We start from the raw sequence: 12293 nt of genomic DNA on the forward strand, positions 1-12293 counted from the left end.
CTACGCGAGCGCTGGGAGCTACGGCGCGCCGAGTTGCAGCGGCTCGGCGCGTTGGTGAACGGTGCGGCTATCGCCGGCGAGATCCTGAACGATCTCGATCAGCTCGAGCGCGCTGAAGCTGAGGCCGTGCTATCGCTCGAGGAGGCGTCTCGCGCGAGTGGCTACAGTGCCGACCATCTGCGGCACCTGGTCGCCGACGGATCGATTCCGAACGCGGGCCGGAAAGGAGCTCCGCGGATTCGGCGCGCGGATCTCCCGCGCCGGCCAGCGCACTCGACGTCGGCGCGTTATGACCCCGATGCTGATGCGCGCTCGCTAGTTGAGCGACGGTGATGAGGTTTCGCGGCCGTGCAATGTTTCCAGAAGCGGCGGACTCAGCATATCTTTCGGTCTCACACATTCAGGAGCTTTCGAACGTTGCCACGATCTCATTCCTTCCTCGCCGCGACAGATCCATCGGTCGGTTTCTTTAGCTCAGGCTGCACGCGGGAAATCCCTGTGGATCGATGGCCCTCACCCATGTACAGCGCTCTCTGCACTGCTGTGTGGGCCTACGGCGGTGTTGCAGGCGAAGCAGCGTCCTCAGTGAGCGCCGAGCTTCTTGCCCGCATTGTCACGGAGCGACACGACCCGCGCCACGGGCTTTTCAAGTACAACTTCTACGAGTTGTGGCGCAGCGGCAGCGACATCTGCCTGTCTGGACCATCGAGGGATGTCGATTTCAGGCATCACCGACTGGATCGCGTGTCACCCGACGCTCTGGGCATGAACAGCAATCGAAGCTGCTAGAAACTGCGGCTCCCCTCGGCACGCGAGGTGAGCTTGGACTGTCCTTACGGCACCGGAGAAAGCCGGCGAAAGTCGGCGCTGAGGTCGGCGACGCCTCGGCGCTCTGCACTATGAGAACGGCGAAGATCGCCGACTCGCCTAACGGGCCGGGCGTCCAATTGGGAAATCTGAGAAGCTGCTCGCGTTGACCAATCCGGTCATCTCGTCGTCAAAATCCCGGTACTGCGTTGCAACTTCATGACTTCACCATCTCTTGACAGCTGATGGCTCGCCGGCGTTTTACTGATACAAAGGGTGTAGAGTGGGAGGTCTTCGACGTCATCGTGCGAGCCGAACCCACCATACGACGACCCGCCCACTCTCAGCAAATGGCTGCGACGAAAGCGTGGCTCGTGTTTGAGAATGCTCGGGAGCGCCGGCGCCTCTCGCCCTTTCCTATCGCCTGGGAAGATGCTTCGCCCGAGGAGCTCGAGCGATATCTCGCTCAGGCGACCCAGATCAGCATCTCGATGAAACGTCCCGAGTGACCCGGCTTAGACCGCCGCCTTGGGATAACAGACGTCACAGTACGCCGCCGTCGCTGCGACAATTGGCTCGTTAGGCGCGAGCTTCGGGACATAGTAGAGCCCGCGCACGGCCTGACACCGCGTGCATCGTCTCTCCGACGCATCAAACGTCGCGGCGCCGCCATCTGCCAACGGCGTCAGCTCTTCACCATAGCGTACGACGCTGTCCGCCGACCGTGCGCGGCGAAAATGCAGCTCGATGGCCGGCGCGGCCGGCTGGACGCGGACGATTGCCTCCGGCAGCGGTACCGGGACTGCAATCGAGTCCATGCTGCCATCGCTGAACAGCAACACGGCTTGCAAGGTCGCGCCAACAATCGGGCTACGAGCGCTCTCGCTCGGCAGAGGTTCGCTGTTCATTGACTGGCTCTGGTCGGTGGCAGCGAGAGGTACGTGGCTGCGCTCCGTAATCGCTCGAAGTGCTCATGGACGAAATCCCGCAGCGTGCGTGCTCCGGTGACGGAGCGATCTTCGACCATCAGCAGGGCCTCGCGGTGCGTCGCGAGGTTGTAGTGGCCCGTGAGCAGCCACTCGGGATCGACTGCGAATTCATGAACGAACGCAGCGACGACTTCAATGAGAAACAGTGCGTCGATCGACTGCTCGCGGTCATTGATCAGCGTCCTGAACTCCCCCAAAGGAACGACAAGGGTCGTGGCAAATGCGTCGAGCGAATCCGCCGACTGTCTGGCGACCACGTCGCGGATTCGCTCGACAATGGCTTCGATGAACGGCTCGTTGACCGACGGCGGCAGGGCGGACTCCGCGGAGGCGGGCGGAAAAGGGCGAACTCTACTGCAAATCGAGTGCGCGGGCCTCCCCAATCGATCGACGACCTGTCGAAAAATCATTCACCAAGTCTACCAGCATATGAAGCCGCGTCGCGGAGCGCCGCAGTGTTACTTGCTATCGGCCACCCGATGCGCCGGCGTCACATGCATCCCGCTCGCGATAATGCGCTGTGTGCAGCCGTCGACGATCGTAGCGCGCGCGCTGTCCGTTGTCGCGAATCGCAGGGAATCCTGACACGCGGGATCGTGCACTGCGAGCAGGCGCGCTTCCGCGCGCGTCACGACGTCGTGCTGTTCGTGTCGGACGGAAACCTCACGTGCGGACAAACCCAGGGCCGCGATCGCGGCCGCGACGAGAACAAATGGCATGATTGACCCATGGAGCGCTGAGAGCGCGCGGTGGAATGCCGTGAGTTGGGATCAGCGCTGTCGGTGGGATGCGCAGCGCTCGCGAATGGAGGGAACTACTTATTGTCGGCGCTCGCTTCGCGCCGATCGGAACATATACCCGACGAAAGACAGTTGAGGTCCCATTCTCTGAGATTCACCTGGGACCTCAACCACCGAGGCGGGTTCAGCCGCTAGACGAGCCGAAGATTGCTAGGGCAACCTTCGCCCGGCTCAACGCAGTGCGGTCTCGAGCTGGCGCTCGATCGAGCCATTGCTCACGCAATCGGTGTCGTTCGGCGCGATCTCCATTGCCGTTCCTTGATAGCCGGGATACGACGTCAACACTCGGCCGCCGACCGTCACCGCGCTGCCGGACGTCGTATCTCGCTGCGCTCGGAAGGTGATAAACAGCGTCGTGGCGCGATTGGCGGCTGCGTCCGACCCCTTGGGATAGCGACAGCGAACGAAGTCCTCGTTTCCGTTGTGCGTCGCCCAGCGATTGGCGGTCAATGTCGTTCCTTGCGAATCGCTCTGCGCCACGCGAAAGCCGGCGCTGGCGAGCGTGAGCGCCGCGATCTGAGTTGCCTGCGTTGCCGGCCGCGACGCATGAAAGAGGAGCGGTGATGGCGCGACGATCGGCGACGAAAGACAGCCTGAAACGAGCACGACCATGCCGGCGATGAGCGTTCTATACATCTGTCACTCCGCGGAGGGGGATCCGGTGGGTCATGCCGCATCTCGTGAGCCACGTCACCAAATTCTCAAGGATGACCCCGGCTTCCGTCCACTTTCACCTATCGAACAGTAACGGCTCGGACGTGATTGACTCCAGCGGTCTGTCCCGACAGCTTCGATCGGGGAGCCACGCCGGAGGTGTGGTGCTCGTTGCCGTTGTTCAGCAGCCGCAGACCTTCGAACAGTCGACGCCTGACGACACGTTCCGCGATGTGCTGGACGTCGCGGGGGTCGCCGTTCCGCTTGCCGTGGTCGTGCTGCTCGTGGCCGTCGGCTGGCCGGGCATCAAGCGCTGGGCGCGCCATCGGATGCGTCGCCGCCGTCGACGTCGCCATCACCACGACGCGCATCCTGGCTCACCAACGACGCCCTAACGAGTCACCCAGCCGCGACCTCGATACTCGATCCACGCCGCCCATTCGTACAACCACGCGCGAAAGAGATCGAGCCGATCGTCGGCGGATTGAGCGCGATCCACCGAGTACACGCGAGAGGCCGCCGCCACACAGCTGACGGTGAAGCCGACGTGCTCGAAAGTCGCGCAGGCGCGGCGGGTATGCAGCGGTGAGGTGACGACCGCCACGCGCGTGACGCCGCGCTGATGAAGGAGCCGCCACGCGCCGACGGCTTCGTCGTGTGTCACGTGCACGGAGTCGACCGTCAACATCGGGAAAGGACGCAGGACGAGCGCGCGCACCCGAGCCTGATCGGGAGCGGCCGTGATACCGTCGCTTTGTCGGCGTGGCTGCGTGACGACGAGCACGGGCGCGATGCTATCGCGCATCAGCGCGAGCCCCGTGAGGAGACGGTCGAGTGCCTCGGGCGCGAGCAGTGAGTCTGGGGTAATCCCGGTCGAGAGCACGATGACGGCGCCGAGCGAGTCCTTCGACAGCTTGTCGTTGCGAACGAGGTTCTTCGTCGGCAACACCGTGGTGACGAAGGGCGTCATGGCGACGAGGCAGAAGGAGCCGACCGCCAGCGCCGTCGCTGCCCAGAGCAGCACCCCTGCTCGCGTGAGCGCCAGCAGTGCGCCCGCGAGCGTGACGACGAGTGCAAGAGGGTAGAGAAGCGACGGCGTCTTGCCCACGCCGGTCAGAGCCCCGAAGGCGAGCCACGCGATCAGCGCGCAGGCGCCGCCCAAGCACATGCGCAGGCGAGTCAGCTCGTCGGTCGAGCGCAGGGGTGATCCTGACGGGCGTGTCGTCGTCATCTTTCGCAGGCTGTGTTATTGAACTGCCCGATCACGAAACTCTCCTGTTATCCGAACGTGACCTCGATTCGCCTCGCGATTCTACTCGTTACGTATCTGCTCATCGCCGCTCAGGGGCTGCGGTGGCTGCGCCTGAGCCGGCCCGCGGCATCGCTGCTCGGCGCCGTGGCGATGGTGAGCATCGGCGGGCTCGCGCTGCCCGATGCATACGCAGCGATCGACATGAATGTCATCGTCTTTCTCCTCGGCGTGCTACTCCTCACGGCGTACCTCGAGATCGGTGGCTTCTTCGAGTGGATCGCAGCCAGGATCGTTAGGTATGCGCACGCGCCGACGTCGCTGCTTGCCGTGGTCGTCGGCGTGAGCGGGCTCTTGTCGGCCTTTTTCGTCAACGACACAATCTGTCTCGTGCTGCCGGCGCTCGTGCTCGCCGTCGTGCGGCCGCTCGGCCTCCGGCCGTTGCCGTACCTCCTTGGCATCGCACTCGGCTCCAACGTCGGAAGTGCAATGACGCCCACGGGGAATCCGCAGAACATGCTCATCGGCGTCTCGAGCGGCATCCCCTTCGCGCGATTCGTCGGACTGCTGGCCCTGCCATCGGTCGGCGGACTTGCCATCGTCTTTGCGGTACTGGCCGTCGTGCATCGGCGTGATTTTTCCGGACCAGTCCGTCGCCTAACGGCCGGCGAGACATTGGTCGTCGAGCATCCCTTCGATCGCGCGCTCGTAACGAAGGCGCTCCTGCTCTTTGCCGGTGCGCTTGCGGGCTGGCTCGCCGGGTTGTCGATGCCGCTCGTTGCGATCTCCGCCGCGGCGCTACTCATCGCCGTCGCGCGGCGCGACCCCACCCAGGCGTTCGCGAACGTCGAGTGGGAGTTGCTGCTGTTCTTCGCGGCGCTCTTTGTCGTCATGCGTGGCGTGCGAGATGTGCCGCTGGTACAGGAGTTGACCTCTGCCAGCGCGGCACATTTGTCAGGCGCGCGTCTTCACGATGCCAGTGTGGTGACCGCGGCGATGCTCGCACTCTCGAACCTCGTATCGAACGTGCCTGCGGTCATTCTCTGGCTTCCGATCGCGCCGCGAACCGCGCATCCGGAGTTCGTGTGGGTCGTGATGGCAATGAGCTCGACCTTCGCCGGGAACCTCACGCTGATCGGCTCGATGGCCAACCTCATCGTTGCCGAGCGCGCGGGCGCGCGCGGAGAGCACATTGGATTCGTCGACTATCTCAAAGTGGGAGTACCGGCGACGATCGGGACCATGTTATGGGGAATTCTCTGGGTCGTCATATTCGCGAGATGAACGCGGTGTATCATTTCTTGGGCCTCGGATGTGCGCGATCACCGCGCACAGCGATGCGCCAGATGAGCATCGACACGCCGATCGTCAGCAGCAGGTGAATCCAGCCTGGACCGTCGAGCAGCGTGCCAATTGCCCAGATGACGAGCAGTGCGATTGCCGCGATGATGCCGATGTCCATTGATTGCATTCCTCGTTTCGCGCTCGTAGATTGCGCGACGTTCTTACAGGAGAATTTCGGGGCGGAGAACCATCGTTTTCGAGCCAACAAGTCCATTCGGTGGGTTCGATAATCTATGCTGACGTCATGCCCCCAGTGCGGGGGAAGGCGGAAGGCGTGGTGAGGGCCTCATACATTCGACTGGGCTTCGCAAAACCCTTCTTCGTTCCGACCTCTCGAGCCTCGCGGGAAACCGCGGGGCTCGACTCGTTCTGGGTGGTTGGTGGTAGCTGGTAGTTGGTGGTTGGTAGTTGGTAGTTGGTAGTTGATCTCCGACTCGCGCTAATATTCCGCAGGCAACCAGCAACCAGCAACCAGCACCAGTGGCCACCGTCACCGTCGTCCGCCGCATGCAATTCAACGCGGCGCATCGCGTGCACAATCCCGCGCTCTCCGAGGAAGAGAATCGCGCGCTGTTCGGGAAATGCAACAATCCGAACTGGCACGGGCACAATTATACGCTGGACGTGTTTGTCACCGGTCCTGTCGACGACCGGACGGGCTACGTCATCGACCTCGCAAAGCTCAAGGCAATTGTGCAGCGCGAGGTCGTCGACAAAGTCGATCATCGAAACCTGAATCTCGAGGTCGATTTCATGCACGGTGTCATCCCGACGACGGAGAATATTGTCGTCGGTATGTGGCGCGCGATCGAGCCCCACGTTACGCCGGGCCGCTTGACGCGCCTCGTGCTCTGGGAAACGCCGAACAACTACGTCGAGTACGACGGCCGGTGACTGGCCGCCGCCGTTAGGCAGCCGTGAGCGCCACGCCGCTCGCCGGTCATCGCGCCGTCGTCACCGGCGCATCGCGCGGCATCGGCCTCTCCATCGCGACCGCGCTCGCCGAAGCGGGCGCGAGTCTCACGCTGATGGCTCGTGACGAGCGCGCGCTCGACAAGCTGGCGTCGAAGCTCGGTGCGCGCGCGTTGCCATGCGACGTTGGCGACGGCGCAGCGGTCGAGCGCGCCATCACTGCCATCGAACGCGATGGCGCCTTCCCGCACATTCTCGTCAACAACGCGGGACTTTTCCGTCCCGCGGCGATCGACGCGACGACGCCCGAGGCGCTCACCGCTGCGCTCGACGTCAATCTCGTCGCGCCCTTCCGGCTCGTGCGCGCGTTCCTGCCCGCGATGCTCGAGCGCGGCGCCGGGCACATCGTGAGCATCGGCTCGATTGCCGATCATACGAGCTTTCCCGAGAACGCCGCGTACGGCGCGAGCAAACACGGACTGCGTGCGTTGCACGACGTTCTGCGCGCCGAGCTCCACGGGACTGGGGTTCGCATCACTCTGATTTCACCCGGGCCCGTCGATACGTCGCTCTGGGACGAGATCGATCCCGATTCACGCGAGGGGTTCACGCCACGCTCGCGGATGCTCCTGCCTAACGCCGTGGCCGCGGCAGTGCTCTTTGCACTGACCCAGCCGCCCGACGTCGACATCGAGCTGATCCGGCTTTCACGCAGCTGAGGACTCGCATTGTGTTCATCGAGCTCGTCGACGTTCTGCGCTGTCCGAATCCGCATGCGGAGACGTGGCTCGTGCTCTCCGCCGACGGGATGGCCGGTCGCGATGTCATGTCCGGCACGCTCGGCTGCCCAATTTGCCGCGCCGAGTTTCGGATTGTGGATGGCATCGCGCGCTTCGGCGACGCTCCCCGTGCACGCATGGACGGGGACGTGCCTGACGAGAGCGAGGCGCTGCGCCTGGCAGCGCTGCTCGGGCTATCGGATGCGCACGGCTACGTGATTCTCGTCGGCGACACGGGCCGCCATGCCCTTCGCCTGCGCGACCTCACGGACGTGCAGCTGATGCTCGTCAATCCGCCAACTGGCATCGTCATGGGCGCCGGACTGTCCGGCCTAACGATGCCACCGAATGGAAGGTTTCCACTCGCCGCGACGAGTGCCCGCGCGATCGCGCTCGGCGCACTCACGTCGGCGGAAGAGATGGCCAACGCGATCGAGGTTCTCGCGCCCGGTGGACGTCTCCTCGCCCCCGTTGGGCTCGTATTCCCGGACGGCGTGACTGAGCTGGCGCGCGACGACCGGCACTGGCTCGCGGAGCGCGCAGCGGCGTCGTCCGGGATAATCGGCCTCACACGGCGTCGCTGATCCGTGTCGTCATCAGATCCTTCGCGTCACTCAGGATAACAAGTGACCTCACACGCCGGCGGGCTCCCCTTCGTCGACGTAGAGCGCGTCGATGACCGACTTGTACGTCTGATCGATCACTCTCCGCTTCACCTTCAAGGTCGGCGTCAGCTCCCCGCGCTCGATCGAGAAATCATTCTCGAGTAGCGCGATCTTCTTCGGCATCTCGAAGCGCGCGAGTCCCTGCAGCTCTTCGCCAACTTCCTTCTCCATCTTCGCGTGCACCGTCGGCATCTGGAGTAACTGTGCGCGGTCGGTCCAGATGATATTCCTGTAACGCGCCCATTTCTCGAGTTGCTCCCAGTTCGGAACGACGAGCAGCACCGGAAACCTGCGCTTGTCGCCGATCATCACGGCTTGCGACACGTACTTATTGGTCTTGACTTTATTCTCGATCGGTTGCGGCGCGATCTTTTTACCACCGGCCGTCGCGATGATGTCCTTCTTGCGATCCGTGATGCGGAGGAAGTCGTCTTCGAGCTCGCCGATATCGCCGGTGTGGAACCAGCCCTCGTCATCGATCGCTTCGCGCGTCGCGTCGGGCTTGTTGTAGTAACCCTTCATCACGTGCGGACCGCGCGTGCAGATCTCGCCGTCCCCGGCGATCATGACTTCGACGCCTGGAACTGGCTTGCCGACGGTGCCGATGCGGAACGCCGACGGCGTGTTCACCGCAATTACCGGCGACGTCTCGGTCAAGCCGTATCCCTCGAGAATCACGAGTCCTGCGGCATAGAAGAACTTGTTGATCTCGGGCGCGAGCGGCGCACCGCCCGACACGAAGTAGCGAAGCTGGCCGCCGGTTCGTGCCTTGAGCTTCGAGAAGACCAGTTTCTGCGCGATCGAATACTGCATCGCCAGGAAACCGCCGGGCGAACGACCAGCGAGCTTCTCCGTCGCCCAACGTTCGGCGACGCCACGCGCCCAGAAAAAGATCCGCTTCTTGATCGCCCCGCCCGCAAGCGCGTTCTCGAGCACACGCGCATACATCTTCTCGTACAGGCGCGGGACGGATAGCACGAGGCTTGGCTTCACCGCCTGCATGTCGATCGGCACCGTGTCGATCGACTCCGCATACGCGATCGACGCGCCGACGTGCAGCATCAGATAGTGCCCGGCCATTCGTTCGAAGATGTGCGACAGCGGCAGAAAGCTGAGGCAGCTGTCCTTGCCAGCGAAAGGTATTTGAACCGCGCTAGCCACAACGTTCGAGTAGATGTTGTCATGACTGAGCATGACGCCCTTCGGCTCACCCGTCGTCCCTGACGTGTAGATGATCGTCGCGACATCGTCCGGACGCACCATGTCGGCGCCGCTGCGGTACGCGGCGATCGACGCCGGCGACTCCGCCGCCGTGCCTTTCGCCTCCAGCTCCGTCATCGTCAGGTCGACGCCGTCGTTGCGCGTTGCGCTGAAGCCGATCACCGTATGCAGCGCTGGACACTCGCGACGGATCTGTCTGATCTTGTCGGCCTGGGCCGCCGTCGACACGAAGATCGCCGTGGCTCCGCAGTCGCGCAGGATGTACGCGACCTGGTCGGGCGGCAGATTCGGGTAGATCGGGACGTCCGTGAGCGCCGCGGTGAGGCACGCGTAATCGGCAATTGCCCACTCCGGGCGATTCTCGGAAAGGATCGCGACCCGCTCGCCCTGCTTGATGCCTAACGCGTGCAGGCCGAGTGCAGCGCGACGCACGCGTTCGGCGAGCGTGCGGTGCGAGATCGGCTGATATGTGCTGCCAACTTTCACCTGCAGCGCGTCCGGCCGGTCGAACTTCCGCACGGCCTCGAAGAAGAGGTGGTTGAGCGTGCCTGGTGCCGAATTCCGCGGGCCACCGCTAGCGATCATCGAAACCTCCGTTGTCGTCTTCGCTCGGTATGAAGAGCGCTGCTGCTGACAACTACTAGCCCGCGAATGCAACTACGGGTATGCGACAACTGACGTAGCTACGGATTCGGATTCAACTTGATGGGTATGACGAATGTGTCGTCTTGGGTAATCTGCAGCGGTTGCCCCTGATATTGGACCCGGACGACGACAACAGCCGAGTCGGTTGTCTGTCCCAGAAAGAGATTCGCATCGATGGCTGACTGCCTGAGTCGCAGTTGAAGCGAGGCTTGCCCAGCCGCGTTCGTCACGGCGACGGTGCTGTCCGCGCCACTCCCTCGGAGCTTGAGGGTTGGACCAGTCGCGCCAGACTTCGTCGGAGGCATGTAGGCGATTCGATATGAGACGACGTACTTCTGAACCACGGTGTCGGACGCAAGTATCGTAACCGTCAGTGGTGGAGAGAGTAGCGTAGACGAAAGCGTGTCGGTCGATGGCGTAAAGAGAAAAGTGGTATCCGGCCCTCTTGTTGCCCCGACAGGGATTGGCACGACCGGCAGTGACATTGTCGGCGTTTGGACGAAGGCACCGACGCCATTTGCTTGACGTACTGTTGCCACGACGGCCGCCGCCGGTGATAGCGAGATGCCATGCGCAACGCCCGTCGCGCTGTCCACGGTGAGACCACCTGTCGAATCCACGGCGTAGAACCTCACAATCACGTCTTCCGGCAGTAGTGAGTCGCCGTTCGTTGCGAAGACTGTCACGTGCAGTGGCGTCGGACTCCCGCCCGTATCTCGCGACACGTCATTGACGACAACCGACGGCGACGGCAGGATGACCGGCGTGATCGAGCCGATCTTCGGCACGTTCGACGTGATGTCGAGGCACGCAGCGGCGATCCAGAGCGCGACGAGCGCGGTGAGTCCCCCAGCGCGTCGCATCACTGCAGCCGCGGTGCCAACTGGTCGGCGAGCGTCGTGTACGCGCGGGACGCCGGGTCGTTAGGTGCGCGCAGCACCACCGGCTGGCCAGCGGCCACCGCATCCACGGAAGCGATCGTCCTTGGCACCGCCACGTCGAAGACGAGCTGTGGGAGCTGCGCGCGCACGTGCGCCGCGACGCGCTCCGACACGGCATTGCCCGGCTCGTACATCGTGAGCAGGATTCCGTCGAAGGTGAGCTGCTGGTTCTGACTGACCACGCCGCGAATACCGCGCAGAATCTGCGCCGTCGTCTGCACCGCTGCCGGCTCGCACTGCAGCGGCACGAGGACGTGATCGCTGTTGGTCAGCACCCGCTGCACGATCGGTCCGAGTCCCGGCGGCGTGTCGATCACGACGACGTAGCCGCGCTCCCGGGCACGCGTCAGCAATTCCTCGAAGCGAGCGGAGCTTGCAAAGCGGACGTGATAATCCTCATGTGTCCCACCGTCCGCGATCGTGCCCGCCAGCGCCACCCGCAACCACGGCAGCGCCGTCGCGCGGATGATCTCCTGCATCTCGATCTGGCCGTTGAGATAATCCGAAACTCCCATTCGATAATGCGGCGCGAGCATTCCGAGCCCGTATCGCACGGATCCCTGTGGGTCCACGTCGACGAGCAGCGTCTTCACGCCGCGGCGAGCCATCGCGACGGCGAGATTGATTGCCGTCGTCGTTTTCCCCACGCCCCCCTTTTGGCTGACAATCGCGAGCACGCGCCCCACGTTACGGCTTTGGTTCCTCCGAGATGGTATCGACGCCGGAGCGCAGTTCCTCCAGCGTCATTTCTGCGTGCCGCACCCAGCGCTCCGCCTCCGGACTCGAAGGCGGTTTCGCCAGAAATGCTTGCAGGTGCTTCTCCGCCGAAGCGCGGTCGTTGCGCTTGAGGAGGAGGAACGCGAGCCCGTAGTGCGAACCCGACAACTGCGGCGCGATCTCCAACGAACGACGATAACACCGGATCGCGTCATCCAAGCGACCGGTCTTGGAAAAAGCGATTGCCATGTTCTGCAGTATCTTCGGATCATTCGGCCGATCGCGTAGCGCCAAACGATACGACGTCAGTGCGGCGTCAAAGTCACCCTGCCGCTCCAGTGCGAGCGCCTCGCTCAGATAATCGAGGCGTTGCGGCTTCATGCCGCCTTGCGACTTACCGCCGACTAAGCGGCTCCACCAGGACATTGATTTGGACGGAAGGGCAGTGAAGCGGGTGTCGCTCAGGCGGGGCGCGACGCGGCCCAGGCGGCAAAGCTATGCACGGATTGCGGTCAGGGCTAGCTTTGCCACGGTGACTGGTGCTTGGTGGCTGCTCACTGGTCTAGGCAC

Annotated in this window: 17 protein-coding genes; 7 read left to right on the plus strand and 10 right to left on the minus strand. The window is 63.5% G+C overall.

Going from position 1 to position 12293, the window contains the following annotated elements:
• Positions 1-333, plus strand: a 333-nt coding sequence (locus VGH98_07210) for a hypothetical protein (protein HEY2375751.1), incomplete at its 5' end; no start/stop codon positions are given.
• 824 nt (positions 334-1157) lie between these two features.
• Positions 1158-1316 carry a hypothetical protein gene (locus VGH98_07215; protein HEY2375752.1) on the plus strand — a complete coding sequence of 53 codons (159 nt, stop codon included), beginning with the start codon at positions 1158-1160 and terminating at the stop codon, positions 1314-1316.
• A gap of 6 nt (positions 1317-1322) precedes the next feature.
• On the opposite strand, the gene VGH98_07220 is transcribed toward VGH98_07215, so the two are convergent.
• The 4 genes from VGH98_07220 to VGH98_07235 form a co-directional block, all read right to left on the minus strand.
• Entirely contained in the window at positions 1323-1715 is a 393-nt protein-coding gene (locus VGH98_07220; GenBank protein ID HEY2375753.1) for a hypothetical protein, read from the minus strand.
• Positions 1712-2206 carry a hypothetical protein gene (locus tag VGH98_07225; protein ID HEY2375754.1) on the minus strand — a complete coding sequence of 165 codons (495 nt, stop codon included), beginning with the start codon at positions 2204-2206 and terminating at the stop codon, positions 1712-1714. Before VGH98_07225 ends, VGH98_07220 begins: the two co-directional genes overlap by 4 nt.
• Positions 2207-2254: 48 nt before the next feature.
• Complete coding sequence (locus tag VGH98_07230) at positions 2255-2515, minus strand: hypothetical protein (protein ID HEY2375755.1); 261 nt, start codon at positions 2513-2515, stop codon at positions 2255-2257.
• 252 nt (positions 2516-2767) lie between these two features.
• Positions 2768-3232: a hypothetical protein gene (locus VGH98_07235; GenBank protein ID HEY2375756.1), complete on the minus strand. Its 465-nt coding sequence runs from the start codon at positions 3230-3232 to the stop codon at positions 2768-2770.
• A gap of 122 nt (positions 3233-3354) precedes the next feature.
• Between VGH98_07235 and VGH98_07240 the strand changes: the two genes are divergently transcribed.
• Positions 3355-3645: a hypothetical protein gene (locus tag VGH98_07240; protein ID HEY2375757.1), complete on the plus strand. Its 291-nt coding sequence runs from the start codon at positions 3355-3357 to the stop codon at positions 3643-3645.
• Here VGH98_07240 and VGH98_07245 read toward each other — a convergent pair.
• Entirely contained in the window at positions 3642-4481 is an 840-nt protein-coding gene (locus VGH98_07245; GenBank protein HEY2375758.1) for a YdcF family protein, read from the minus strand. The two genes, VGH98_07240 and VGH98_07245, sit on opposite strands and share 4 nt — an antisense overlap.
• Before the next feature lie 57 nt (positions 4482-4538).
• Here VGH98_07245 and VGH98_07250 point away from each other — a divergent pair, with 57 nt between their 5' ends.
• Positions 4539-5783 carry an anion transporter gene (locus VGH98_07250; protein ID HEY2375759.1) on the plus strand — a complete coding sequence of 415 codons (1245 nt, stop codon included), beginning with the start codon at positions 4539-4541 and terminating at the stop codon, positions 5781-5783.
• Between the two features lie 10 nt (positions 5784-5793).
• Here VGH98_07250 and VGH98_07255 read toward each other — a convergent pair whose 3' ends face one another.
• A complete protein-coding gene (locus VGH98_07255; GenBank protein ID HEY2375760.1) occupies positions 5794-5970 on the minus strand; it encodes a hypothetical protein in 177 nt (58 codons plus the stop codon).
• 353 nt (positions 5971-6323) lie between these two features.
• On the opposite strand from VGH98_07255, the gene VGH98_07260 reads away from it, so the two are divergent.
• The 3 genes from VGH98_07260 to VGH98_07270 are packed head-to-tail and all read left to right on the plus strand — an operon-like array spanning position 6324 to position 8118.
• Complete coding sequence (locus VGH98_07260; GenBank protein ID HEY2375761.1) at positions 6324-6737, plus strand: 6-carboxytetrahydropterin synthase; 414 nt, start codon at positions 6324-6326, stop codon at positions 6735-6737.
• A gap of 23 nt (positions 6738-6760) precedes the next feature.
• Positions 6761-7474 carry an SDR family oxidoreductase gene (locus VGH98_07265; GenBank protein HEY2375762.1) on the plus strand — a complete coding sequence of 238 codons (714 nt, stop codon included), beginning with the start codon at positions 6761-6763 and terminating at the stop codon, positions 7472-7474.
• Positions 7475-7485: 11 nt separating this feature from the next.
• Positions 7486-8118 carry a hypothetical protein gene (locus VGH98_07270; protein ID HEY2375763.1) on the plus strand — a complete coding sequence of 211 codons (633 nt, stop codon included), beginning with the start codon at positions 7486-7488 and terminating at the stop codon, positions 8116-8118.
• Between the two features lie 48 nt (positions 8119-8166).
• Here the strand turns inward: VGH98_07270 and VGH98_07275 are convergent, their stop codons facing one another.
• From VGH98_07275 to VGH98_07290, 4 genes are all read right to left on the minus strand, one after another.
• Positions 8167-10005, minus strand: coding sequence for a long-chain fatty acid--CoA ligase (locus VGH98_07275; protein ID HEY2375764.1), 1839 nt, complete (start codon positions 10003-10005; stop codon positions 8167-8169).
• A 98-nt stretch (positions 10006-10103) separates the two neighbouring features.
• Complete coding sequence (locus VGH98_07280; protein HEY2375765.1) at positions 10104-10931, minus strand: hypothetical protein; 828 nt, start codon at positions 10929-10931, stop codon at positions 10104-10106.
• Positions 10928-11692, minus strand: a complete 765-nt coding sequence (locus VGH98_07285) for a ParA family protein (GenBank protein ID HEY2375766.1) — start codon at positions 11690-11692, stop codon at positions 10928-10930. The genes VGH98_07280 and VGH98_07285 overlap by 4 nt, the downstream gene beginning before the upstream one ends.
• A gap of 1 nt (position 11693) precedes the next feature.
• A complete protein-coding gene (locus tag VGH98_07290) occupies positions 11694-12104 on the minus strand; it encodes a tetratricopeptide repeat protein (GenBank protein HEY2375767.1) in 411 nt (136 codons plus the stop codon).
• Between the last annotated feature and the right edge of the window lie 189 nt (positions 12105-12293).

The organism is Gemmatimonadaceae bacterium, assembly GCA_036496605.1.
Taxonomy (GTDB): domain Bacteria; phylum Gemmatimonadota; class Gemmatimonadetes; order Gemmatimonadales; family Gemmatimonadaceae; genus AG2.

Excerpts from the sequence above, each read along its gene's own strand:
- VGH98_07215 (HEY2375752.1), top strand. The coding sequence starts at position 1,158 with ATGGCTGCGACGAAAGCGTGGCTCGTGTTTGAGAATGCTCGGGAGCGC.
- VGH98_07220 (HEY2375753.1), bottom strand. The coding sequence starts at position 1,715 with ATGAACAGCGAACCTCTGCCGAGCGAGAGCGCTCGTAGCCCGATTGTT.
- VGH98_07225 (HEY2375754.1), bottom strand. The coding sequence starts at position 2,206 with ATGATTTTTCGACAGGTCGTCGATCGATTGGGGAGGCCCGCGCACTCG.
- VGH98_07230 (HEY2375755.1), bottom strand. The coding sequence starts at position 2,515 with ATGCCATTTGTTCTCGTCGCGGCCGCGATCGCGGCCCTGGGTTTGTCC.
- VGH98_07235 (HEY2375756.1), bottom strand. The coding sequence starts at position 3,232 with ATGTATAGAACGCTCATCGCCGGCATGGTCGTGCTCGTTTCAGGCTGT.
- VGH98_07245 (HEY2375758.1), bottom strand. The coding sequence starts at position 4,481 with ATGACGACGACACGCCCGTCAGGATCACCCCTGCGCTCGACCGACGAG.
- VGH98_07255 (HEY2375760.1), bottom strand. The coding sequence starts at position 5,970 with ATGCAATCAATGGACATCGGCATCATCGCGGCAATCGCACTGCTCGTC.
- VGH98_07275 (HEY2375764.1), bottom strand. The coding sequence starts at position 10,005 with ATGATCGCTAGCGGTGGCCCGCGGAATTCGGCACCAGGCACGCTCAAC.
- VGH98_07290 (HEY2375767.1), bottom strand. The coding sequence starts at position 12,104 with ATGAAGCCGCAACGCCTCGATTATCTGAGCGAGGCGCTCGCACTGGAG.